Origin of the sequence: Siminovitchia sediminis (genome assembly GCF_042680885.1) — a bacterium.
GTDB lineage: Bacteria > Bacillota > Bacilli > Bacillales > Bacillaceae_C > Siminovitchia > Siminovitchia sediminis.
The window spans coordinates 17760-42207 of the sequence record NZ_JBHUEO010000003.1 but is presented as its reverse complement, the minus strand read 5'-3'; the positions used below and the strand labels follow the sequence as shown (position 1 = coordinate 42207).

General features: G+C 45.4%; 25 protein-coding genes and 1 pseudogene. 4 read left to right on the top strand and 22 right to left on the bottom strand.

From position 1 onward, the window contains the following. Window positions 1–35: 35 nt before the first annotated feature. Complete coding sequence (locus ACFSCZ_RS01200) at window positions 36–947, top strand: LysR family transcriptional regulator (protein WP_380771723.1); 912 nt, start codon at window positions 36–38, stop codon at window positions 945–947. A 165-nt stretch (window positions 948–1112) separates the two neighbouring features. Here the strand turns inward: ACFSCZ_RS01200 and ACFSCZ_RS01195 are convergent, their stop codons facing one another. The 17 genes from ACFSCZ_RS01195 to ACFSCZ_RS01115 form a co-directional block, all read right to left on the bottom strand. Then, window positions 1113–1337 (bottom strand): hypothetical protein, encoded by a 225-nt coding sequence (locus tag ACFSCZ_RS01195; RefSeq protein ID WP_380771721.1) that lies wholly within the window; start codon window positions 1335–1337, stop codon window positions 1113–1115. 17 nt (window positions 1338–1354) lie between these two features. Further along, window positions 1355–2332, bottom strand: coding sequence for a 5-oxoprolinase subunit C family protein (locus ACFSCZ_RS01190; protein WP_380771719.1), 978 nt, complete (start codon window positions 2330–2332; stop codon window positions 1355–1357). 1 nt (window position 2333) lies between these two features. Further along, the gene (locus tag ACFSCZ_RS01185; protein ID WP_380771717.1) at window positions 2334–3215 is read right to left on the bottom strand and encodes a 5-oxoprolinase subunit B family protein; all 882 of its coding nucleotides are present in this window, start codon (window positions 3213–3215) and stop codon (window positions 2334–2336) included. A gap of 11 nt (window positions 3216–3226) precedes the next feature. Next, complete coding sequence (locus ACFSCZ_RS01180; protein ID WP_380771715.1) at window positions 3227–5260, bottom strand: sigma 54-interacting transcriptional regulator; 2034 nt, start codon at window positions 5258–5260, stop codon at window positions 3227–3229. A 195-nt stretch (window positions 5261–5455) separates the two neighbouring features. Then, entirely contained in the window at window positions 5456–6079 is a 624-nt protein-coding gene (locus ACFSCZ_RS01175) for a nucleotidyltransferase family protein (protein WP_380771713.1), read from the bottom strand. A gap of 15 nt (window positions 6080–6094) precedes the next feature. Continuing rightward, window positions 6095–7213 (bottom strand): XdhC family protein, encoded by a 1119-nt coding sequence (locus ACFSCZ_RS01170; protein WP_380771711.1) that lies wholly within the window; start codon window positions 7211–7213, stop codon window positions 6095–6097. A gap of 4 nt (window positions 7214–7217) precedes the next feature. Further along, entirely contained in the window at window positions 7218–8360 is a 1143-nt protein-coding gene (locus ACFSCZ_RS01165; RefSeq protein ID WP_380771709.1) for a vWA domain-containing protein, read from the bottom strand. 80 nt (window positions 8361–8440) lie between these two features. Next, on the bottom strand, window positions 8441–9334 hold the full coding sequence (locus ACFSCZ_RS01160) for an AAA family ATPase (RefSeq protein ID WP_380771707.1): 894 nt from the start codon (window positions 9332–9334) through the stop codon (window positions 8441–8443). Between the two features lie 179 nt (window positions 9335–9513). Next, window positions 9514–10371 (bottom strand): FAD binding domain-containing protein, encoded by an 858-nt coding sequence (locus tag ACFSCZ_RS01155; protein ID WP_380771705.1) that lies wholly within the window; start codon window positions 10369–10371, stop codon window positions 9514–9516. Then, window positions 10368–12716: a xanthine dehydrogenase family protein molybdopterin-binding subunit gene (locus ACFSCZ_RS01150; RefSeq protein WP_380771703.1), complete on the bottom strand. Its 2349-nt coding sequence runs from the start codon at window positions 12714–12716 to the stop codon at window positions 10368–10370. The genes ACFSCZ_RS01155 and ACFSCZ_RS01150 overlap by 4 nt, the downstream gene beginning before the upstream one ends. Continuing rightward, window positions 12716–13243, bottom strand: coding sequence for a (2Fe-2S)-binding protein (locus tag ACFSCZ_RS01145; RefSeq protein WP_380771702.1), 528 nt, complete (start codon window positions 13241–13243; stop codon window positions 12716–12718). The genes ACFSCZ_RS01150 and ACFSCZ_RS01145 overlap by 1 nt, the downstream gene beginning before the upstream one ends. A 30-nt stretch (window positions 13244–13273) precedes the next feature. Next, window positions 13274–13726 carry a CoxG family protein gene (locus ACFSCZ_RS01140; RefSeq protein WP_380771700.1) on the bottom strand — a complete coding sequence of 151 codons (453 nt, stop codon included), beginning with the start codon at window positions 13724–13726 and terminating at the stop codon, window positions 13274–13276. Between the two features lie 98 nt (window positions 13727–13824). Beyond that, complete coding sequence (locus ACFSCZ_RS01135; RefSeq protein WP_380771698.1) at window positions 13825–14589, bottom strand: LamB/YcsF family protein; 765 nt, start codon at window positions 14587–14589, stop codon at window positions 13825–13827. 8 nt (window positions 14590–14597) lie between these two features. Further along, window positions 14598–15947: an acetyl-CoA carboxylase biotin carboxylase subunit gene (locus ACFSCZ_RS01130; RefSeq protein ID WP_380771696.1), complete on the bottom strand. Its 1350-nt coding sequence runs from the start codon at window positions 15945–15947 to the stop codon at window positions 14598–14600. Between the two features lie 20 nt (window positions 15948–15967). Beyond that, window positions 15968–16210 carry an acetyl-CoA carboxylase gene (locus ACFSCZ_RS01125; RefSeq protein WP_380771694.1) on the bottom strand — a complete coding sequence of 81 codons (243 nt, stop codon included), beginning with the start codon at window positions 16208–16210 and terminating at the stop codon, window positions 15968–15970. A gap of 3 nt (window positions 16211–16213) precedes the next feature. After that, window positions 16214–17200 carry a 5-oxoprolinase subunit C family protein gene (locus tag ACFSCZ_RS01120; protein ID WP_380771692.1) on the bottom strand — a complete coding sequence of 329 codons (987 nt, stop codon included), beginning with the start codon at window positions 17198–17200 and terminating at the stop codon, window positions 16214–16216. Next, entirely contained in the window at window positions 17197–18066 is an 870-nt protein-coding gene (locus ACFSCZ_RS01115; RefSeq protein WP_380771690.1) for a 5-oxoprolinase subunit B family protein, read from the bottom strand. Before ACFSCZ_RS01115 ends, ACFSCZ_RS01120 begins: the two co-directional genes overlap by 4 nt. Window positions 18067–18866: 800 nt before the next feature. On the opposite strand from ACFSCZ_RS01115, the gene modA reads away from it, so the two are divergent. From modA to ACFSCZ_RS01100, 3 genes are read left to right on the top strand one after another with little or no spacing between them, the layout of a single operon-like run. Further along, window positions 18867–19655, top strand: coding sequence for a molybdate ABC transporter substrate-binding protein (gene modA / locus ACFSCZ_RS01110; protein ID WP_380771688.1), 789 nt, complete (start codon window positions 18867–18869; stop codon window positions 19653–19655). 14 nt (window positions 19656–19669) lie between these two features. Further along, window positions 19670–20344 (top strand): molybdate ABC transporter permease subunit, encoded by a 675-nt coding sequence (gene modB, locus ACFSCZ_RS01105; RefSeq protein ID WP_380771758.1) that lies wholly within the window; start codon window positions 19670–19672, stop codon window positions 20342–20344. 13 nt (window positions 20345–20357) lie between these two features. Then, window positions 20358–21011 carry an ATP-binding cassette domain-containing protein gene (locus ACFSCZ_RS01100; protein ID WP_380771686.1) on the top strand — a complete coding sequence of 218 codons (654 nt, stop codon included), beginning with the start codon at window positions 20358–20360 and terminating at the stop codon, window positions 21009–21011. Here ACFSCZ_RS01100 and ACFSCZ_RS01095 read toward each other — a convergent pair. From ACFSCZ_RS01095 to ACFSCZ_RS01075, 5 genes and pseudogenes are all read right to left on the bottom strand, one after another. Beyond that, window positions 21008–21297, bottom strand: a pseudogene (locus ACFSCZ_RS01095) (group II intron maturase-specific domain-containing protein); the annotation flags it as partial. The gene ACFSCZ_RS01100 and the pseudogene ACFSCZ_RS01095 sit on opposite strands and share 4 nt — an antisense overlap. An 81-nt stretch (window positions 21298–21378) precedes the next feature. Further along, entirely contained in the window at window positions 21379–21585 is a 207-nt protein-coding gene (locus ACFSCZ_RS01090) for a hypothetical protein (protein WP_380771685.1), read from the bottom strand. Between the two features lie 229 nt (window positions 21586–21814). Then, window positions 21815–22657, bottom strand: coding sequence for an ABC transporter permease (locus ACFSCZ_RS01085; RefSeq protein ID WP_380771684.1), 843 nt, complete (start codon window positions 22655–22657; stop codon window positions 21815–21817). Window positions 22658–22677: 20 nt separating this feature from the next. Then, window positions 22678–23457: an ABC transporter permease gene (locus ACFSCZ_RS01080; protein WP_380771682.1), complete on the bottom strand. Its 780-nt coding sequence runs from the start codon at window positions 23455–23457 to the stop codon at window positions 22678–22680. A 100-nt stretch (window positions 23458–23557) separates the two neighbouring features. Continuing rightward, entirely contained in the window at window positions 23558–24433 is an 876-nt protein-coding gene (locus tag ACFSCZ_RS01075) for a carbon-nitrogen hydrolase family protein (RefSeq protein ID WP_380771680.1), read from the bottom strand. Window positions 24434–24448 lie beyond the last annotated feature (15 nt).

The following is a 24448-nucleotide window of genomic DNA, read 5'->3' as shown; positions in this document are numbered from 1 at the left end:
AAGAAATATATATAAAATATATAAAGGTGAGGGAATTGGAGCTGCAAAAATTAAAATATTTTATTGCTGTTGTTGATCACGGCACCGTGTCCGAGGCTGCAAAAGCCTTAAATATGACACAGCCGCCTTTAAGTATGCTACTAAAGAAGTTTGAGGAAGAAATTGGAATTAAGTTGTTTAGAAGAAAGGGCAAGCGGCTATTCCTGACAAACGCTGGCCAATTTGTATATCAACAAGGGAAGGAACTGCTGGCGAGCTCCGAAGCCATCCTTAAGGAAGCCCGTGAGGTTGAACGGGAATACCATGGGAGTGTTATGATAGGGTCTGCCACCGTTGCTAACTTTACATTAATTCCAGAAGTCATTCAGCGGTTAAACGACCAATCAATCAATATTTCAACTTATGTCCGGGAGGGCTCAACCCCCAATATTTTGGAACACCTTCGTTATCATAAATTGGATATAGGCATTGTTAGAAATGTTTACGATCGGGAAGATTTAATTACTACAAAATTATTAACAGAACCTCTGATGGTGGCCCTCCCACCAAATCATCCACTTGCAGGCCGTAAATATGTCAGCTTAAAAGAGTTAAAGGATGAAAGCTTTCTTTTACATCATTCCTCCTTTGAATATAATGTTTCTGAAAGCATCATTATGGAATGCAAAAAGAGAGGATTTTCACCAAAGGTCATGTACTGGGGAATTGAAACATTGCCCATGCTAGGAATGGTCAATGCCGGAATGGGTGTGGCATTTCCTCCGAAATCCATTATAAGAACCGTCGGGTTTGATCTTCCCCCTTTGGCAGAATTAACCGATCCATTCATCCCAACCACCTTAAATATGGTCACGGTGAAAAATAGTATTCAAAAGGATGCCGTAGACAAATTTTTGGAAGTTACGAAAGAGGTCATCGCGGAGATGGATGAGGAATATGGAATTTAACAGAAGACATAAAAAAGGGCAGACCGCGGGTATGTATTGTATTTCCAGTAGATAGCACATCATTCGCTGCTGTCATTTGACTGGTGAAATATAAACCGCCATTACAACGGGTTAACCTAATTTTCAGCTAAAAAGAAAGGCAGCCATAAAGGCCGCCTTTATTGTTTATATAATCGCTTTTAATTTTTTATCTCTCTCAGCTCTTTCTTCTTCTGAAGCCAAATCATATTTTTTCAGCAAATGAAAGACTTCATTCAGCGTTTCCTGCTCCTGATCGCTTTGCAAAAATTGCTTCAGCTCTGCTGCAAGGTTTTCCGGCAGAAACTCCTGCTGGCTTTTGAGTTTCGCCATAACATCATTTTTGGAGTGGTCAATATTGCAAGTACCCATGTTTGATCACCTTTCCTTTATTTTTTTAATAAATCTTCCAGCTGTGCCAATTTTTCATTTCTTTCTTTCCGCGCTGCAGCTGCCTGATCGAGCGTAATGGCTGTAAACCGGGAAGTGGACATCGGACGTGATTGGGCAATAAGATCCAAATCCTGGCTGATGACCGTTCCGATAGTGACAAACCCTCCCCCTGTTGTGGCATCGTTATGCAATACAATCAGTTCTTCTTCATTTGTAAACATGACACCGCCAATGGGGTAGGCAAAATCCACGACATTCGTCAGGCTGCTTCCCGCGCCGAAAGGCGGTTCTTCTTCTATAAAAGAGACTCTTGCACCTTTATAGCGGTAAGCAACCCGGTTGGATTCGGGAGAGACGGTCCATTCCGAATTGAGGAATGCTTTAAGCCCCCCGTCACTGATCATCTGTCCTTTGATTCCCATTACAACCCGAATGTCCTGCGATCTTTTAAACGCTGGAATAAAGACGTCCGGAACAAATTTACCTATCTGTTTTTGCACGCCCGGAAGGGGTTCGTGAATATCTACCCGATCACCCGTTTGTAGCTTTCGACCTTTATATCCCCCAATTTTGCTTAAGTCATAAGTTGATTTACTTCCCAGGACTTCGGGTACATCGATTCCGCCTGAAACACATAAAAATGCCTTCACCCCTTCCCTGCATGCATTCAAAGTAAGCGTATCGCCTTCTTTTACTGCAATGGCCTGCCAAAAGGGAATGATTTGGCCGTTCAGATTCGCCTGCATGGGAGCTCCGGTCAAAGCGATTACTGTGTTCTTTTCAAACATCATTTTCCCGCCGAATAACGTCAGTTCCAGTCCCGGAAAATCAACCGGATTCCCGACAAGCAAATTACCGGCAATGAATGAAAACTTGTCGGCAGCTCCTGAAGGCGGCACTCCTAAATGATAGTTTCCCAGCCGGCCCAAGTCCTGAACCGTAGTCCATAATCCGGGCTCTATAATATGAATCATGTTAAAAGTCTCCTGTCAGTTCACGAATATAGTCGTTCCCTTTTTCCACGTACTCCAAAGGGGAAAGTTCAATCTGTTTAATCCGGTAGGTGAACGTTTCTGCTTCAACATCCGCTCGGATCTGCTTATATTCGGACTCGTCAATCGGGCGGTATTTCCATATATCTCCGGGCCTGGCCAAAAAATGCGAATCGACCTGAGGCAAAAGATTTTCAATATCTGTTACGGGGACGGCGGACATACCGATGAGCTGATAGCTTCCGGACCCGTTCACTGGGTATATGACATTAAATGCTCCTCCGATCCCTATGCTCCGGGCGGGTGTCTGGGTTCGCGGGCTGGCATACTTGGGTGCCTGGATCATATCGCTCTTTTCTACACCCAGCGGAAAATGCCAGGCCGTTCCGGGAAGAAACCCTACCATAGTAATCAAATAGGGGGTACTGGAATGCTTTTCTATGAATGCTTCTTTATCATGAAAGCCATTATAGCGCATCACATACTCAAAGTTCGTCAGTTCCGGAGACTCATGGCGGTTTTTAAAACGCCGGGAATACTCCCGTGTAATCGGATCGTCATACCAGACTGGAATTTCGACCATCCTTACAGATAGATTCAGTTCTTTTGGATCACTTTTCGTTAAATCGATTTCACGCAAATAATCCAGCAAGTCTCTTGCAGAAATCATATCAGGATTATAGCGGACAAGATAAGAAGCATTCGAGGAGGCGATATCAATAATGCCTGGTATATTTCTTTTTCTCAGCTCGGCAGTAACGGCCAAGGCCTTAAAATTACTCTCAACTCTCATATCGCTTGAAATTTCAGCATAAATGTACTCGTCGCCGCCAAAGTGGAAGTTTGTCTCAGGCAATGTAAACAAAGGACCACCTCTTATTTCTTGATCTTCTTCATTCTTCTGCTGATTGTAGCGGGGCTGACTCCTAATATTTCCGACACTTTTGCGGCCGTCCCATATTTCTTCATGCCAAGTTCAATCAATTGCATTTCCAATTCGGCCACCGCCTCTTTCATTGGCATGAGTTCCAGAACGAGCGGTGGCTTTTTCACTTTATCGCTGTCCCCATAAAGCACTTTCAAGACGATATCCCGGTCAATCCATTCTTCACTGCTTAATACAATCAACCGTTCTACAATATTTTCCAATTCCCTGACATTTCCCGGCCACCCATACGTCTCCAACACGGAAATAGCATCAGGAGTGTAACTTTTATTGATATGATATTTCCGCTTGAAGCTCTCCAAAAAATAGACGGCCAGCGGAAAGATATCTTCTTTTCTTTCACGCAAAGGAGGGATTTGGAACGGAATAACATTCAGCCGGTAAAATAGATCTTCACGAAACTTACCATCGGCCACCATGGCTTTCAAATCTTTATTCGTAGCGGCGATGATCCGTACATCAACAGGAATGGTAGAAGTCCCGCCAATGCGGACAATTTCCCGTTCCTGGATGACTCTGAGCAATTTCACCTGCATATTTAGCGGCAGATCCCCGATTTCATCCAAGAAAATCGTTCCCGTATGGGCAAGCTCAAACAAACCGGCTTTTCCTTTATGATCTGCTCCTGTAAAAGCTCCTTTTTCATAACCGAAAAGTTCGCTCTCTATTAATTGTTCCGGAATGGCGCCACAGTTTACTCTGATAAATGGATGGTCTTGTCTAGGACTGGCCGTATGAATTTCACGAGCAAAAACCTCTTTGCCCACTCCTGACTCCCCTTCAAGCAGGATCGTAGAGCTCATCTTGGCTGCTCTGTGCAAATTTTCAAGCAGAGAGGCAATTTTATCTGACCGGTAAATTAACTCTCTTTTTTCTGTTTTGGATGCCTGAGAATCTTCCTTTCGATCCCTCTCTTTATTAGCATATACCGATTCGGTCGGAGTGATATCCCTTGAAAGGATCACCACTTTCTCCAGCTTTCCTTCATGGTAGACTGGCGTCGCCACAGACCATATTCGGGTGCGATGATGGGACTCTTGTATGGAGGTTACTTTTTTCTTCTGAGTTACACATAAATCAAATATATTGGGCTGAAACTCTTTCGAAAACTCGCCGATGTGCTTTCCAATAATGTTCTCCGCTTGCCCCGTTTCCCAAAAATCATTTAAAAACTTACCGGCAACCCTCAAAATGATCCCTTTTTCATCAATAACCAAGATCTGTTCATTGGAAGAATCATAGACAGCCTGAAGGTCAGAATACAAATGGCGGACAAAGTCCAGCTCTTGAACCGCTTCCTCAAAGTCTTCCCGAAGATAAAACATATGTACAAATCCCGTTATTTTCCCATCCGTGCTCAACGGATAAAAGTCGCCGCTCAATTGCTTAAAGTTGATTTGGCTGTTGACACTGACAAGTGTTTCTCCTTCAAGAACTCTATGCAAGTCTTTTTCCGTCGTCATTAGCTTCTTGTAATTTCGGGACATGAGAAAGGACCTTGGCATCCCCAGTATGCTTTCTGCAGTTTCATTCATGAATTCGATTTCAAACTTGTTGTTTACCCTGACCATTCCAACGCCGGCCCCATGTATCATCTCATTTAATTGAATCAGTTCCAACTCGTTGATGCGGTTGCGGGCGTGCTGAATCGTACTATATCCGGAGATTCCGCCTTGACTGTCAACACCTATCACCATGGAGACATTATGGAAAAATTCGACTGGGATCGTGTCGGGAACTTTTAATATATCATTCTTATATCGGATAGGCTCTTCTATGCTTTGTCCTACATCAATCTGTTCAAGTAAACAGTGAGTCGTTACATATCCGATCAGAGATCCCTGATTTTCTATAAAAGCAATGTCTGTATTCTGACTGGTTAGGCACTGTATAGCAGCTTTGATCGAATGACCATGATTCACCACTGCAGTAATCGGTTTAAGAACATCTTTCCAACGAATCAAGAGACCACTCCTGTTCAAGGCCAACGGTATTTCTATATATAAAGGAATGACTATCCGGATATTTTTGTATCGTAAATCGAAAACAACACTTTTGTGCTACAACAAAAACGGGATGGGAGAAAGTCATGCCATTGGCTCATCTAGCCGGTCTCGGCATCAAATGCCCGTCTTTTTCTTTATATTATAACTCTTATATCAAGATTTTTCGAACGATTTCAATGCCCTTTTATAGGCTTCAGGCGTATCGATATCAAACAAAATGCCTCGGTCCTCCATCGGCAGCCTCTTCTTAACCTTGAATTTGCTCATGATCGCTTTTGCTCCCTGATCCCCTTGAACTTCCTCGAACCATTTAGAATTCATTTTTCCAAAAAAGACAGGGTGGCCTGCTGTACCTTGATAGCTCGGCTGTACAACAAAAGGCTCTCCATGGTCTTTCAGCATGGATTTCCCCAGCTCATAAATTCCGTGGATCGTTTGTCGGGAAATAAACGGGAGATCACCTAGAAATACCATTGCGCTTGAATGGTGTTTGCTGATTTGGCTCATTCCCTGCTTCAAGGAGGTTCCCTGTCCCATAGGATAGTTTTCGTTGATTACCCAGCGAAAACGCACATCCGGTACAGGAATTGTTTCTTGGATTTTATTTGCTTCATGTCCGATTACAGCGATAACCTCAGAAAAATTTTCTGTCAAGACTAAATCAATGACACGTGCCAGCATAGGCTTTTCTCCCAGGTTCAGCAGTTGCTTGGCTGTTCCCATTCTGGATGCTGTACCTGCAGCAAGAATAATTGCCCCTATATTCTCGTCCTTCATAGCCTTACCCACCTTTTAATCGGCAGTTTTCGAAACGGAGTGGATCGTATGTGACCCATCTAAAAAGCCGCCTTCATGTCCTTTTTGAATAGCAATGATTTCAGCCACAATACTAATGGCAATTTCCTCAGGAGATTCTGAACCGATGTCCAGACCGATCGGGCTGTGCATTCTTTCAAGCAGCTCTTCTGTAAACTTGATTCCTTCTTCTTGAATGGCTTCCATCATCCTATTGCGCCGTTTGCGCGGACCCAGTACACCGATATACGGAGCAGCTGAAGGCACAACAAACTTAAGTGTTTCCCTGTCTCTTTCGATATGATGGTTCATGACGATGACATAGGTATGCGGCTTAATCTGGACTTCACTTTCAAACTTGGAAGTGTCCACAAGGATTCTCTTCGTACCCGGAAACCTTTCCTCTGTATTGTAGTAGGGCCTGGGATCTACAACGGTTGTTTTCCATCCAAGGGATACGGCATACTTGGCCACTGGAATGGCATCATGTCCTGCACCAAATATGATCAGTTCAGCAGGTGGAACATATATATCAATAAATACATTGATCTCTTCCCCTGTATCTGCAGTAAAGGCCTGCGAAGACGACAATGGATTTTTCTCCTTCATCTTTTGCCGGGCCAATGTAATGGCCCGGTCCTGTACACCTAGCTCATGAAAGCTTCCAACTGGCGCTCCTGTTTGAGGAATAAATATCCGCTCAGCAACCCCTTCCTCTTTTAAAACGGTCGCAAGCGCGCAGGTTTGTTCTTCAGTAATGCTTGCCAGCCATTGATCAAACGCATCGTCTTGTTCTTGTGGAACCGGTTCAATATAAATATCGACTGTTCCCGGACAGCCAAGGCCGAGCCCCCACACAAGATCTTCATCCATGTCATAGGTTTTTAGCATGGGTACTCCTGAACTGATGACCTGCTTGGCTACTTCTCCGACATCCGCTTCCAGACAGCCGCCTGAGACCATTCCTGTCATTTGTTCATTTTCATCAATGAGCATTTTTGCCCCTTCCCGGCGGTAGGCAGATCCATATACGCGGACAACCGTTGCAAGGGCAGCCCGGACCCCTTTTGCCTTTGTATCGGCGACGGCTTGTATGATTTGTTCATTTTCAGCCATTTTTTTACCTCCTGATCTTCACTTTTTTTGCAAGTCTCATGAATGATTGTGCGTCAGATGCTTCGATAAAAAGGTCAATAAACGGCAATGCTGCCTTCATCCCCCGCGCAGTCGGTTCATAGCCTTCGATTGCCAAAAGCGGATTCAGCCATAAAACAGCTGCAGTTCTTTTGTGGATTTCCCTCATCGACCATGCCATGTGGCTAATATCCCCGGCATCGAGGCCGTCACTGGCGATCAACACCACCGTATCACGGTGAAGCATTTGCGGTCCATTATCCCGGACAAAGGAATAAATAGATTCCCCGATACATGTTCCGCCGCCCCATGAGTCTCCCAGCTGATTCAATACCGGAAGGTCTGCCCGTCGTTCCAGCAGCTGTTCCGTTACTCTTTTTATTTTCGTTGAAAACAGAAATACTTCAACATGTTTTGTACAGGTGGATAATGCATATGCAAACTGTAGGAACCGCTGTGCATATATAGACATGGAACGGCTGGCATCACAAAGTAAAACAAATTTGGCGCTGTGCCTCTTTCTGTTTTTCCAATACAAATGGACAGGATAACCGCCTGTCTGAAGACTGTCCCGCATCGTCTTGCGAATATCCGGTCTCGTCCCTTTTTTGGCTGTCTGGTACGTATGTCCCCGTGTCAGTGATATTTTTTTGACCAGCATTTTCGCGGCTTGCTTCATAACTTCCAACTCATCGTGCGGGATGAATGCTTGAAATTCATCTGCCTGCTTTAGGATTGTATTGGAAGCAAACCAAGAGACCTTGCGCTTCTCACCGCCGCCTGTCTCCCCGCCTGATGTGTTTTTCCCGGGAATGCTGGCGGCAAGAGGCTGTTTATTTTTATGTGATTTTTCCTTTTCCTTTTCTTCTTGCGGATTTCTCTGCTCTGTTGTTTCTTTTGTCGGCTTTGCCTTATTCCCTTCATCTGTTAAATAATGAAGGAGATTGTCACTTGTCCTATTTTCTTTCGTATTGGAAAAAACTTCCTTAAAAGCATAATCGAATATAGGCTGATCTTCCTTTCGGGAGCACAGAACAAGCCTTAAGGCCGTTTTAAACTGCTCTTTGTCAAAAATATGGACCGATTCAGCCGCACGGATGCTGTCCATTGTTTCCTGCGGGCCGATCAAGAAACCCCGTTCGCGCAAAAGTCTGCAAAGCTCAAGAATTTTGTTGGAAAGCGTTCTGGTTGGAATAAGCCATCCCTCCCTTATTCCTTAGCCAAAGAAAGCAGGTTCCCTTGCCTGATTTCTTTTTCAACGGCTTGCCAGTCTTCCTGATCTTTAATGAAACAACCCAGCGTTTGAAGAACCGCTTCCTTATCGAGTTCGCTTTGGTTCAATGCCATCAGCGCATATGCCCAATCAAGGCTTTCCGCTATACCGGGAATTTTGGAAAGCGGCATGTTTCGGATCGTTTGCATCATGCGGACAATCTGTTCCGTTAATTTTTTATTCATATCAGGTATACGTGCATGCAGGATGGCAGACTCTTTCTCAAAATCCGGATAGGACACCCATTGATACAGGCAGCGTCTGCGCAAGGCATCACTCAGTTCGCGTGTCCGGTTGGAAGTTAAGATGACATAGGGCGGATATTTTGCTTGAATCGTGCCCAACTCAGGAATGGTAACCTGAAATTCGGCAAGAGCTTCCAGCAGAAACGCTTCAAACTCCTCGTCCGCCCTGTCTACTTCATCAATGAGAAGAACCGGAGAGGCATGCTCATCTGTCATGGCATCCAGAATGGGGCGTGTGAGGAGGAAAGGTTCACTGAATATAGATGCTTCTTTTTCTTCAATGGAGTCTTCACTATTTTCAGTCAAACGGATATGGAGCATTTGTTTTGCGTAATTCCATTCATATAAAGCTGAACTCGCGTCCAATCCCTCATAACACTGCAGCCGGATGAGCCGAGTATTCAAGGATTTGGCCAGCACCTTCGCCAGTTCTGTCTTGCCTACACCTGCCGGGCCTTCGATCAGCAGCGGCTTATTCAGCGCTGTTACAAGGTGTAACGCTGTTAATGTTGGTTGATCAGTGATATACCCTTGTTGCTTAAATGCTTCTTCGATGGATTGTGCTTGGCGTCCGATAAAGATCACCCCATTTGGAGAATGTTGTTCAAAAACTGAGGGACCGCACCAATCAAGCGCAGGTCCCTGAGTATAAAAGTAAATAGCCTGCCGGCCCCGTGAGCATCCGGTGATTCCGCGGAAGTATGCCTCTGCAGGGAATCGGCCTCACCTTGGGGGCTCAAGCGGGGCAGCTGGCGAAAAACATATTACAATAATACAGATTTCAATGCGCGTGCTGTATATACTCTGCAGAGTTGTTCACGGTACTCTTCGGACGCGAATAAGTCGCTTCCCATGTCGCCGTCATCCGCAGCAAGGCCGGATGCCGAATCAATGACAGATTCTGAGGGAACCTGACCCATTAAGGCTTCTTCCACTGAAGTTGCCCTGAAAACTTTGTCTCCGGCCCCTGTAATTCCTACGCGAATGTAATCAATTTTTCCATCTTCATCCGTGCCGGCAACTGCGGCCACACCCACTACAGGATATCCGGATGCCGGATGGAAGTATTTCAGGTATGTTTGTTTCGTATGAGATGGCGGAATAGCAAACGATACTTTCGTCACTACACTGTTTTCCGGCATCATCGTGATCAGAGGCCCAAGAATGAAACTATCGAGATCCATTGTTTCCTCTCCATCTTCACCCTGAATCGTAATTTGGGCATCCAGAACAATGGCCGGGGCAGGAAGGTCAGCAGCAGGGTCCGCATGAGCGATGTTCCCGCCTACCGTTCCTCTGTTTCTGACTTGCATATCACCTATTTGACCTGCAGCAGAGGCCAGGGAAGGAATATACTCTTTAATCACCGGATCGTTTGCCGCATCGCGATGCGTCACCATCGCTCCGACAACGACACGGTCACCTTCTTTCTTAACACTTTTAAGCTCTGAAATCCGGCTGATATCAATTAAAGTTCCGGGCTCGGTCAGCCTGAATTTCATCAAAGGGAGCAGGCTGTGCCCGCCGGCAATCAGTTTTCCTTCTCCGTCACTCTCCTGGAGCAGTTGAATAGCATGATCAACGGATTCAGCACGAACATAATCAAAATTAGCAGGAATCATGCTTGTTCCCTCCCCTTCTGAATGATCTTCCAAACTCTTTCTGGTTTAAGCGGCATGTCGATATCTGTAACACCATATGGTGATAGGGCATCTACTGCAGCATTCATAACGGCTGCAATGGAAGCAGTTGTACCTGTTTCCCCTACACCTTTAGCTCCGATCGGGTTGACAGGCGACAATGTTTCAGTGAAGGCATTTTCTATTTCAGGGAAGAAACGGGCTTTTGGCATCGTGTAGTCCATGAAGGTACCGGACATCAGCTGGCCTTCCTCATTGTAGACAATGCCTTCCCACATGGCTTGTCCTGCCCCCTGTGCAATTCCGCCATGTACCTGTCCGGTGGCTGTAAGCGGGTTAATGACTCGTCCCACATCATCCACAGCAATATAACGCTTTAACTCCACGACTCCTGTTTCTTCATCGATCTCTACAACCGCCACGTGGGTACCAAACGGATAGACAAAGTTTTCAGGATTAAAGAATGCCTGGCACTCCAAAGACGGCTCTATTCCTTCAGGCAGGTTCCAGGCATAGTTGGCAGATTTTGCAATTTCCTGGAAGGTACGCTCGCGGCCCGGAACGCCTTTCACCTTAAATACACCATTTTCAAATTCAATGTCCTCTGTGGAAACTTCCAGTTCGTGGGCAGCTATCTTTGTCGCTTTATCAACTACGCGTTGAGCAGCAATGGCGACAGCTCCTCCCCCGACTGCAGTTGAACGGGATCCATACGTACCCCAGCCCTGGGAAACTTTTTCAGTATCATTGAAGACCAATTCGATGTCTTCCATCGGAACGCCCAGCTTATCTGCAACAATTTGGGCAAAAGTGGTCGCATGGCCTTGACCGTGAGGAGAAGTTCCGGCAAAAACCGTTACTTTCCCATGCGGGCTGACGCGAACTGTTGAGTTTTCCCAGATTCCGCCTTGGAACCCGATGGCACCGGCAACTTCGGACGGTCCAAATCCACACAATTCCACGTATGTACAGAACCCGATGCCCAGGAGTTTGCCTTCTTTCCGCTTTTCCTTTTGCTCTTGGCGGAGTTTTTCATAGTCAATCATTTCAAGCGCTTTCCTCAAAGGCTTTTCATAGTCCCCGCTGTCATATACCAGTGTCATGGCATTCGTATAGGGGAATGATTCTTTCGGCACGAAATTCTTTTTTCGGAGTTCAACCGGATCCATGCCAATTTCTCTGGCATACAAGTCTACGATTCTTTCAATCTGATAAGTCGCTTCAGGCTTCCCTGCGCCGCGATAAGCGTCTGTAGGAGTTGTATTGGTATAGACACCGTATGATTCAGCTGCAGCCTGAGGAATATCATAAGCCCCCGTAATCATGAGGCCGAAGTCGATCGTTGGCACTCCAGGACCCATTGTAGACAGGTATGCACCCATATTGGCGATATTCTTTACACGGATGGCCGAAAACTTTCCATCACGGCTTCCTGCCAATTCGACCGTAATGATTTCATCGCGCCCGTGGTTGGATGCCATGAAATGTTCACTGCGTGTCTCAATCCATTTAATCGGCTGCTGAAGATCACGCGCTGCATAGCCAATCAATGCTTCATCCGGGTAAACACCAATTTTCCCTCCAAAACCTCCGCCCATGTCCGGAACGATGACCCGGAGTTTCGCTTCCGAAATATCAAGCACTTCAGATAAAACCATTCGGTGAATATGAGGATTCTGTGATGAAATATACAGTGTCAACTCACCGGTAGCCGGATGATATTGACCGATGGATGCCCTTGTCTCCATCGCACTCGGCGCCACCCGCTGAACATGGAATGTTTCCTTTACAACCACTTCCGCCTGGTCAAACACCTCTTGGGGAACTTCTCCTGCTTTCCAATGGAGAGCGATATTCCCTTCCACATCATCGTGAACGAGCGGTGCCCCGTCTTCCATCGCTTTTTCCTGGTGAGCCACTGCAGGAAGCACTTCATAGTCTACCTCTATTAAATCCAGCGCATCCCTTGCAATATATCTGTCCTCAGCAATCAGCAGGGCAATTCCATCGCCAACGTAACGGGCACGATCGATTGCCAAAGGATATTGTGGAGCCTCTTTCAAATCGGCATCAGGAACCAGCCATGAAGAAGGGATTCTGCCAATCCTGCCTTGCAGATCTTTCCCGGTATAAATTTTTACTACTCCCGGAACTTCCAAAGCTTTTTCTACATTGACACTTTTGATCTTTGCATGTGCATGAGGGCTTCTTAAAATAGCGGCATGGAGCATGCCCGGCAATTGAATGTCATCAAAAAACGTACCTGACCCCGTAATCAGCTTGGGGTCTTCTTTCCTTATCAAACGCTCACCAACAACATTTGCCATTATGAGCGCACCTCCCCAGCAACTTGTTTTTCTGAAATAGGCTGACCGGATTCCTTGATAATTTCAACTGCTCTCTGAACGGCTTTAACGATGAATTGATAACCGGTACATCTGCAGATGACGCCTTCCAGGCCTTGCCGGATCTCTTCCTCTGTCGGATTTGGGTTTTCTTTTAATAGGCCCACCATGTCCATCATTACACCTGACGTGCAATAACCGCATTGAAGTCCGTGTTCTTCCCAAAATCCCTGCTGAATCGGGTGAAGGTTATCAGCAGTTCCCAGCCCTTCAACTGTTGTAATTTCTGATCCGTCCGCCTGTACGGCAAGTGTTGTGCATGATTTAACTGCTTGGCCGTCAACCAATACGGTACAGTTTCCGCATTGGGTCGTATCACAGCCGATATGTGTTCCGGTCAAGCCGAGCTGCTCACGCAAAAAGTGGACCAGGAGCGTTCTGGGCTCAGCATCCGCACTCCTTTCCCGGCCGTTCACGGTCATTGTCACCTTCATTTTATTGTCTGTCATGAACCGTTCCTCCTCCATATAAATGATCTGTTACAGGTTGGCGTGTGATTTTGTTGCTTTCTCAATATCTTTGAAGAACTGCCCCAGCAAAAGCTTGGCAACACCGCCCATGACCCGCTGACCTACAGAAGCAAGCATTCCCGTGACTTTTACATCAGCCACGCAGGTAAGTATGGCTCCTGCCTCTGATTCTTCTATGCTCATGTCAGCGGTTGCATCAATTTCACCAGGTTTTCCTTTACCATGGACAAGCAGCTTGTAAAATTCCGGTTCCCTTTTTTCCACCTGACGGACTTCAGCCGTGAATACCCCTTTGACAGGGCCGACACTAATTCCGAGCTCGGCATCATAGACATCCGGTTCCACTTCATCAAAAGTTTTGCATCCCGGCAAAGCCCCGCGCAACACCTCCTTATTTTGAAGGGTTTTCCAAAGTGTTTCGGCGGAAACACCTTTAAACGTATGAGAGTTTTCTAGTTTCACTGGTAGCACTCCTTTAGTAGTTTACATAGTGCCGGATGAACGGAAACGTACACACCGCCCATCCTGCGTGCCTTTGACTGTTGAGATTGTGTAACTTCCTAAATAATCTCCCTTATAGGGACAATTTGCACATCATTATCTTTCAGGGCCTGGACAATTGCTTTGGCAAGCGCTGGCGCCCCCGGCGTATCCCCGTGTATGCAGACAGTCTGAGCCTTCAGTGAAGCTTCTTTTCCATCATGCGTAGTTACTTTTCCTTCTTTAACCATACGTACAACCCGTTGAGCCATTTCATTATAATCCTGAATAGCAGAACCTTTCCTCGTCAGAACAATTGAACCATTTTCTGTGTGTTCCCGGTCTGAATATGTCTCCAACGCTACGGGAATTCCCATCTGATTCGCCTGTTCCCATACTTCAGAATTGTTCAGGGCGAAAACAATCGTGTCCGGGTTTATATCATGAATGGCTTCAAGGACAGCCCTCGCAATCTCTTTATCTTCCATCGCTTTCATAAATAATGCCCCGTGGGGCTTGCAGTGCTGGATTTCTGCATCCGCTGCGCGTGCAAACTCCCGTAATGCCCCAGTTTGATAGGTGATATAATCTTTTACTTCCCGGGCAGTACAAGTCATATATCTGCGTCCAAAACCGAGCAGGTCCGGAAATCCGGGGTGTGCTCCGATTGCAACCCCATGCTCTTTTGCCAATTCAATCGTCTTTCTCATGACTGATGGATCTCCAGCGTGAAATCCGCAGGCAATATTGGCGGAAGTAATATATTTCATCATTTCCTCGTCATTTCCCAGCTCGTAGAGGGCAAAGCTTTCACCCATATCACAGTTCAGATCGACTTTAACCACTTCTTCACCTACTTCCGTACTTTCTGAAATTCACCCAAAAATTTCGTAGTATATTGGCCTTTTTTGAAGCTGTCATTGTCCATGATATCGCTGAGCAGCTCACGGTTTGTTGTGATGCCTTCCACCTCAAGCCGGCTTAGGGCCTCCGCCATTTTATCAATGGCCTGGTCACGGGTGTTTGCGTGGACGATAATTTTTCCGATCATCGGATCATAGAAAGGAGTAACTTGGCTCCCTTCTTCAATGGCAAAATCGAGCCTGGCTTCTTTAGGCAAAACCAAACGCTGAATTGTTCCGGGTGATGGAAAATAAGTTTTAGGATCTTCGGCATATAAGCGGCATTCAATAGAGTGGCCGTTCTTTTGTATATCTTTCTGTTCAAACGGCATTTCTTCCCCGGCAGCGAGCTTCAGCTGCAGCTCTACCAAATCAAGCCCTGTAATTTCCTCCGTGACCGGGTGCTCAACCTGAAGGCGGGTATTCATTTCGAGAAAATAGAAATTTTTTTCCCCGTCGAAAATAAACTCCATCGTTCCGACGTTTTTGTATCCGATATGCCGGACTCCGCGAACAGCCGTTTCCAGCAGCTCTTCCCTCAGTTTTTCATCCAAATAAGGTGATGGGCTTTCTTCTACCACTTTTTGATTTCTCCGCTGCACAGAGCATTCCCTTTCAAATAAATGAACGACATGACCGTGTTTATCAGCTGCAATCTGCACTTCAATATGGCGCGGTTCTTCAATCCATTTTTCAAGAAACAGTGCTCCATCGCCGAAAAACGACTCCGCTTTTTGCCTTGTTGAACCATAGGCACTTTTTAGTTCGTCTGCATTGCTGACCAGCTGCATGCCGATTCCGCCACCGCCTGCACTCGCTTTCAACATCAGCGGATAGCCAATTTCTTCAGCAAGTTCGAGTGCTTCTTCAAGCGATTGCAACCGGCCGTCGGATCCCGGCACTACGGGAACTCCTGCCTCTTGCATTTTGGCTCTTGCCTCTATTTTGCTGCCCATTAATTCCATTGCTTTGGCAGACGGACCGATAAATGTAATCCCTTCTTCTTCACATCTGCGTACAAACGCAGGGTTTTCTGATAAAAACCCATAGCCCGGGTGAATGGCATCCGCTCCCGTTTCTTTAGCCGCCTGAATAATATTGTCAATATCCAAATAACTCTTCTTCGCCTGCGCAGGGCCAACACAGACAGCTGTTGTTGCTTCCTTTACAAACGGCATTCCAGCATCAGCCTCGGAATAAACGGCGACTGTCTCGATGCCCAGCCGCTCGCACGTACGAATCACTCTGCGTGCAATCTCTCCTCTGTTTGCAATTAAAACTTTTTTAAAAAGCACATTCATGTCCCCTTTTCAAAGGCTGTTTATTTCAAAGTTGCTATTTCTTGTCCGGCTTCTACAACCTGTTCATTTTCGGCTGTAAAACTGTCGATCACACCGTCTTCTTCTGCTTTAATTTCATAATAATTTTTCATTACTTCAACCAAGCCAATAATATCCCCTGCTTTTACGGCATCACCTTCATTCACATATACGTCTTTATCGGGGGATGGCCTGCGGTAAAACACTCCTGGAATCGGCGATACAATTTTTTTGTTTTCTGCCATGAATTAACCCTCCTGTTGAGATTGAATTTGTTTTCTGATTTGTTCCACTCGTTCTTTTTCAGCTTTTCTGGCTTCCAATGCTTCATCAATGTTAACGGAGACAAAACGTACCTTTTCATTCGTCTTCACTTGAGCCATCTTGTTTAGATCGGGACTGATGATCGTGGCTATGGTCGCATATCCTCCCCCGGTTACTGCATCATTCAACAGGGCAATCGGTTCGACGCCTCCGGGGACTTGGATGGAACCAATCGGATAACCCAAGTCAACAACGTTCGAAGGATCGCTTCCTGCACCAAATGGCTGCTCTCTATCGACAAATTCCAACTGTTCTCCTTTAAAGCGGTAACCCACACGGTTTGCCTCCGGAGTAACAGTCCATTCCGTGGATAAAAATGTGTTTTTCCCTTTGTCAGTCAGCCGGTAGCTGCATAAACCCATAATGACACGAATGTCATGCTGTTTGGAAAAAGTCGGGATTAATCCATCCGGAACCCGTGTACCGATCTTTACTCGCCCGTGATGATCATTGCCTATTTTCAGTTCATCATTTTCCTGAAGGGCACGGCCTTCCAACCCTCCTATACCGCATAACGTATAGGTTGCTCTTGATTCCATAATGACCGGAACATCGATTCCGCCCCGTACTGCAAGGTACACTCGTGCTCCCGTTTTTACGAAATCAAATGAAAGGGTATCACCGGCTTTTACTTCCAAGGTCTCCCACATGGGGACCGGATCTCCATTCACTTTTGGAGGGATCTCCCCTCCTGTCAGGGCAATGACAGCATCCTCTTCAAACTCAAGGACAGGCCCCATATATGTAATTTCGAGCGACGCAGCTCCTTCATGGTTTCCGACAAGAAGGTTGCCCACTTTATATGAATATTGATCCATTGCACCGGAAGGAGGCATGCCGACCTCATAATGTCCAATACGTCCAGTATCTTGAACTGTTGTTTGCAAACCGGGACTTTTCACTTTAATCATCCGTACAACCTCCTTAACACTTCTTCGGAAAACGCTTTCGGATTGTCCAGAACTTGTTTCGGTGTAAATGTGATTTCCTTAGTCAAGTAGCGGAACGTGCCATCTTCCACTTCCTTCCGGATCTTGTCATACTCTTCCCTTGTTACACTGCGGTATCTGAAGATATCTCCCTGTCTCGGGAACGTCATGGAATCCTTGAAGTCATACAGCTTGCTGTCCCTTTCAAAAATAGGTGCTGCAGCAATTCCAAACAGCTGATATCCCCCGGCACCGTCTACTGGATAGATCACTGTAAAAGCCCCTCCAAGCCCGAAAGCGCGTTCAGGTGTAAATGTTCGGGGACGTGCATACTTTGGAGCTTCAATCTGCTGCTCTCTGGGCACCATTTGATAACACCAAGGCAAGCCCGGAACAAAACCGATCATGCTGACCAGGTATGGGGATCCCGTGATGGCCTCGATAAAAGCTTCTTTGGAATCGTATCCATTTATACGTGCACAGTATTCCAGGTCTGTGGAATCCGGATCTTGGTGGCGGTCCCTAAAGCGCATGACTGTTTCGTGAGTCCATGGATCTTCAAACAGAACCGGAACATCGACCATTCTGGAAGATAGTTCGAAATCCTCAATAGTAATGGTTTCCTCAAGCTCTTTCAATTTTGAAATCAGCTTGTCCGGATGAATTTTCTCAGGTTCAAAACGAACCATATAGGAGGCATTGGATGGACAAATATCCAAGATCCCTGGTATGTTTTCCTCTTTTAATTGCTTTGTAATTGCCATTGCCTGAAAGTTGACTTCCAAGCTCATTTCTTCTGCCAATTCGACAAAAATAAACTCGTCTCCGCCATATTCGTAACGGGTCATTCACCTTTCACCTCTCATTTTCACTGTCTGGCAACAGTATTTTGCAAGTATCATGCCAACCATCAAAAAGCAGCGAACATCGCTATTCCCCTTCTTTTCAGGCCAGAAAAATTTCATGAGTGAAATTTGTTATTTCATTTTTGAAATTTAATCACGAAAAAGTTTTTTCAGGATACGGTCGAATTATGTCATGTACTGCTTTTTTATGAGAGGGATGAACAATAAGGGAGAGAAAAAATGGTTCCTTTTTACCCATGAATAAAAACCCCGACAGCTTAGCAGACGAGGGAAAACAAGAAGATTTCCGGGAGCGATTTGTGTAAACAGGGAAAAAGCTGCGATCGTTTTTCCCAAAAAGTCTTCGTGATTTTTTCTGCGTCAAGGAAGGCTGTCTCCATGTTGAATACATATCGGCTGGTTTCTTCCGTGCTTCATATGTGAGAGCGGGATCATTTCTTTCAGAAAACTGCGGATATTCCTGATTCCTACTGTTTGGAATGTCAGACAGAGTTTCAGCCTTATAATTATTCCGTTCCAGCTGCAAGCTTAATATGGACGGGATGTATTTCCCCTCTATGATGTGAACCGTTCAATTGGAATCCATTGTCAGCAGCTGTTTTTATTCTAACCTCCGTTTGGAGTCTCTTTACATTGAGGGTTGCTTATAAGATCACGGCAACTCGCTGTGATCCATTATGACATCTTATGATTTACTTAGACAAAAAGGCAAACTATAATGAGATATAATTAGAGAAAGCTAGAAAACCTGGCATAAAGCAACAGGTCTTATGGGGGAAAAAATGAAGAAATTAATTATGTTTATACTGACGGGAGCACTGTTATTTTTTGGAGGTTGCAGCAACAGCACCGCAGGCTCAGGTAAAAAGGTAGAAAAAACGCCGCTGACCATTTCCGCGGCAGCCAGTCTCACAGAAGCATTGGAGGAGATTAAAGATTTATATGAAGCGGACCATCCAGTGGATATAACGTTTAATTTTGGAGGGTCAGGAACATTGGCCCAACAGATCCAACAGGGAGCCCCAGCAGATATCTTTATTTCTGCCAATCAGGATTGGATGAATATGCTGGAAAAAGAAAACGCCATCATATCTGATACAAAAGTAAGTATTACAGGAAACACAATTGTTTTGGTTGCTGGTCCAGATACGAGCCTTACATATGAATCCGTCGGCCAAATCGATCCCCGTGACATCAGCCAAATAGCCATTGGAAATCCGGATAGCGTTCCTGCCGGACAATATACAAAACAAGTACTGCAATATGTAAATAAGTGGGATGAACTGGAAGACCAGGATGACAAGTTTGTTAGGGCCAAGGATGTACGGCAGGTATTAACCTATGTGGAAACGGGGAATGCCGAACTCGGGTTTGTTTATAAAAGCGATGCAATGACATCCGATTCCATTCGTATCCTGACAGAGGCGGATCGTTCTTTTCACGACCCCATCATTTATCCCGGTGCCGTTACATCCGGAACGAAACATGAAGAAGAGGCACAGGAGTTCCTGCAGTTTTTAAACAGCAAAGAAGCGCAAGACATTTTTGAGAAATACGGATTTAAGAAGTGATCATAATGGAGACGATGAACTATTCACCATTAATTCTCTCATTTAAAACAGCGGCGATTGCAACCATTTTCGTGTTTATTACGGGAGTTGCACTTGCGAGGATCATCGGAAGAAATACATTTTTTGGAAAAAGTGTAGTGGAAGCCATCATTATGCTCCCGCTCGTCCTTCCACCGACCGTAGTCGGGTTTGGCCTGCTCTTTCTCTTTGGAAAGAACGGCATGATCGGAAAACTTCTGCTGGACCTGTTTGATTTCCAGATTGTTTTTACCTGGTATGGAGTGGTACTTGCAGCCATCGTCGTTTCATTTCCGCTCATGTACCAAAGCGCTTCTGCCGCTTTTCAGCAATATAATCCGAATGTAGAAAATGCAGCCTATACCATGGGGGCCTCTAAGTGGAAAGTTTTTTGGACCATTTCCTTTCCGCTGGCTTGGCCCGGCCTCCTTGCAGGAACGGTCCTTTCCTTTGCACGCGCACTGGGAGAATTCGGCGCGACCCTGATGATTGCCGGCTACATCCCAAACGTGACAGATACCATTCCACTGGCCATCTACTTTGCTGTTGAATCAGGCAATATGGAGGTGGCTGCATTTTGGGTGGTCATCATTGTAGCCCTCGGCTTCAGTGCCATTGTATGGCTGAACTGGTGGAGTAAAAGGAGCATGATGAAACACTCGCAATCATAAATGGAGGTCAGCCATGCTAACTGTCGATATTCAAAAAAAACTGTCTCACTTTGATCTGAGTGTCCATTTTTCCGCAAAGAACGAAATTATTGTTCTTTTCGGCCCTTCCGGTTCAGGGAAAACAACGATCCTCAACTGCATTGCAGGCCTTACCCATCCTGATGCCGGAAAGATCCGATTAAATGACAAAACTTTCTTTGACGGAAAATCCTTGATACCTATTCAAAAAAGGAAAATTGGCTACTTATTTCAAGACTATGCTCTGTTTCCACACATGACCGTCTGGAAGAACATTGCCTACGGTATGAAACAAGAAGCATTTGCAAAAAACTTCATGAAGGAACTGAAAATTGAACATCTGGCCGACAAATACCCATCTGAAATTTCAGGCGGGGAAAAACAGCGGGTGGCCATTGTCAGGGCGCTCGCGACCGAACCGGACGCTCTATTGTTGGATGAACCATTTTCTGCCTTGGATGATGATACAAGATCCAAAAGCCATGAGGAGCTGCTTCGAATCCATAAATCCTGGCGGATTCCGATCATTCTTGTAACCCATCATCGTGAAGAAGCCAAAAAGCTGGGAGACCGGATTTTGTATATAAGAAGCGGGAGGCTCTCCACTGAAGAAAGAAAAAATACTGAGGAACCATTGCTTCAAACTTAAAATAGACTTTTGAGCCCTTGTGAACTCCCATAGGAATTTCCAAGGGCTCTGTGTAGTGTGGGGCTTTTGGATATCCTCCAGTAACTTTTGCGTGAGTAGCCCCATTCATATGCTTTCACCGGTGGAACACCGAGTCCAATGAGTTTCTCACCTTTGTCTTCGGTTTCTTCCAATTCTTCCATACACACATACGAAGCCTTCTTCTGATCCGCGAATCGAAGTTCCTGAACACGCTTGGCGTGTCCGCCAAGGCGAAGTAGCCGCACCACCAAATTGGATATTGATGCCAGTCTCTGCTCCACCATCTTGGAGTTCCCCATGGGATTCACCATTTCCTCCTCCTAGCATGCCTTTCGGTTATCTGTGGTTAACACAGATGACTGGAAGCCAAGGTTCTGTTCTCTCTTAATTGTTCAGCTCTTCCCACTTGTCTTAAGCCGGGTGGTACTATGGCGTCTGCTGACTTCTGACTGTTCAGCTGTCCATCACTGGACAGGTTACCAAGGGTACTTGGCGTACCGGCCAGACCTCCCCACGTAAGAACGCAGTCTTTCCCTCCATCTGTCCGCTTCATTTACTTAATATGACCTTCGGCAGAAGGGGCTTCGTTTTGTGTGGCAAACTCACCCGGTCATATCTAGCCTTGTATGAAGTTCGTGTTCCTCGGACCGGAGGTTTGCCGCCCGCTTTCTTCAGGGCTAAACGTTACTTCTGCCTTCACGGGCTCGGAACTTGCCTCCTATAGACTGCGCCCTTTCCGGGCGCACCACAATAAAAAACCCGGAGCTTCCGGGTTTTTATGTTTATAGAGCTTCCTTGTCTCCTGACAGCTTGATAAAGAAAGCGACCATAATCAGAACAACAAGTGTCATTAATATGGACACAGATGCCCCAAGCTGCCAGTTCATATTTACCTGAAAATCATCTCGGATAATATTTCCAATCATAATTGATTTGCTTCCACCCAATAAATCGGGAACAACGAATATTCCCAGTGCCGGAATAAATGTGATAAAACATCCTGCTACAATTCCAGGAAGCGTTAAAGGTACCGTTACGTTAAAAAACGTTTGCACCCGGTTTGCTCCCAAATCTTCGGATGCCTCCAAATACGTTTTGTCCAGTTTTTCAATAGATGTATAAAGAGGCAAAACCATAAACGGAAGGAAACCATAAATTAAGCCAATTAAAATAGCAAAGGGTGTATACAACATTGTGATCGGCCCTTCAATCAGACCAATAGCCATCAAAAAGGAATTAATCACACCATCGTTTTTTAATAAAATGATCCAGGCATACGTTCTGACAAGCAAGTTTGTCCAAAACGGAATAATGACGAAGAAAAGCAAAACATTTTTCCACTTTTTTGCGTGTGAAATAAAATAGGCAAATGGATATCCGACAAGTAAAGAAACAATTGTCACGATCAATGCCCAAATGATCGACCGGAAAAAGATGCTGGCATACAGTGATTGGAATGCCTGCTTGTAGGCTTCTAGTGTAAAAGTATACTCAATTCCTCCATATCCGTCGTTCGTTGTAAAACTTAAAATGATAATCATCACAATAGGTGCGATTAAAAAACATAAAAACAGTAATAAGCTCGGTGCCAACAGCAAATAAGCCACTCTCTTGTTTTGATTCACTTCTGTTCCCTCCTTTACGGCTAATCTCCGAGAGATCCTCTCCACTTTTCACCCAGAAATACAATCCCGACCGTAACAATAATCATGATAGTGGATAAAGCGTTGATTTCAGGCGTTATACCGGTTCGGACGATAGAATAGATCATCACCGGCAATGTATTGGATCCCGGACCAGTCGTAAAGAATGCGATGACAAATTCATCGATAGAGATAGTAAAACTTAGCAATCCACCGGCAATAATACTTGGAAAAATCAATGGAAATGTCACTTTCCAGAATGTCTGCCATCCATTTGCCCCCAGGTCTCTGGCCGCTTCCTCCAGAGAGCTGTCAAACCCATGCAGCCGGGCAAGGACAAGCAAAGTTACAAAAGATGTACTTAACACCACATGTCCCGGAATCACCGTCGACAGTCCCAAAGAAATATTAAGCCATGCATACAGCACCAGCATGGAAACCCCGATAATAATCGGAGGAATGACGATTGGAACGTAGAACAATAGATCAATATATTTTTTTCCGGGAAATTGGTATCGGTTCAATGCCAGCGCAGCGCAAGTCCCAATGATTAAGGAAATAACCGTGGATACGCCCGCTACGATCAAACTGTTGACAATCGAGGCTATGAGCGCTTCGTTTGATGCCAATTTTTCATACCAGCTGAAAGTAAAACCGTTCCAGGTTGTACTGATCTTTGAATCGTTGAAAGAATACACAATTAAGATAATAATTGGTATATAGAAAAACATATAAACCAAAACGGACCAGGCGCCCAGTATTTTTTTTGTTTTCGGTCTCAAGGCCAGTTCCTCCCCATTTGTTGGTTACAGGTAAAGCCTCTCACTGAGACGAGAGGCTTTACACAAGTCTATAGATGTGCTGGTCAGGGGCTCTCGAAGATCATGTACCTGCATCCGAAAATTCAACTGCATACAAATCGTTGCGGATATCTCTCAGCAGGGGGGCAGGACTATGCCTGCGAGATCTTCTCAACGAACTTATATCCAATGTTCCAGTCACAATCATTTCTTTATTGTTTATGCCTTTGGCTAACACGCCGTCCTCTGGAAAAAACGGATCGCAAGGGGAATAGATTCCCGCAAATCCGGCATTCGTTGAAAAGCCTTCCAGTTTCGGCAAGTCACTTAAGGTGGCTGTCTTGACGACAAACAATTGGTTTTCGATGGCACGAGCTTTCGCGCAGTGGTCCACACGATAAGCCCCATGCATCGTTTCTGTCCATGACGGACAAAAAATAACTTCGGCTCCCTCCGCTGCTGCTTTTCGTGACAGTTCGGGAAATTCAATATCATAGCAAGTAAGCAAAGCAACCTTGGTCCACTCTGTCTCAAAAACATTCAGCTTGCTTCCGGCATCCAGTTCAAACATGTTTTTCTCAAACTGGGTTAAATGAATTTTATCCTGGAACACAAATGTACCATCGGGATAAAAGAGACAGGACCGGTTAACGAACCGGCCATCTTCCGTTTGTACCACATGTGAACCTCCGACAATATGAACCTCATGGGTGACGCTTAGCCGCCTGAACAAATCCAGAACAAGATCTGTATATTGATGAAGATCTCTAATCATTTCATATTCAGAACGAAAGGAGATCAGACAAGCCAGCTGAGTTGTGAAAAATTCGGGAAAAACAATAAATTGGGGCTGATCCTTCATTGCCCGGTTTATCACCTGCTCCACCTGCGATACAAAATCCGCTTCGCTTTTAATATCCCTGATGTAATACTGTACCGCTGCCACGTTCAGCTCCATGCTGTCTTTCCTCCT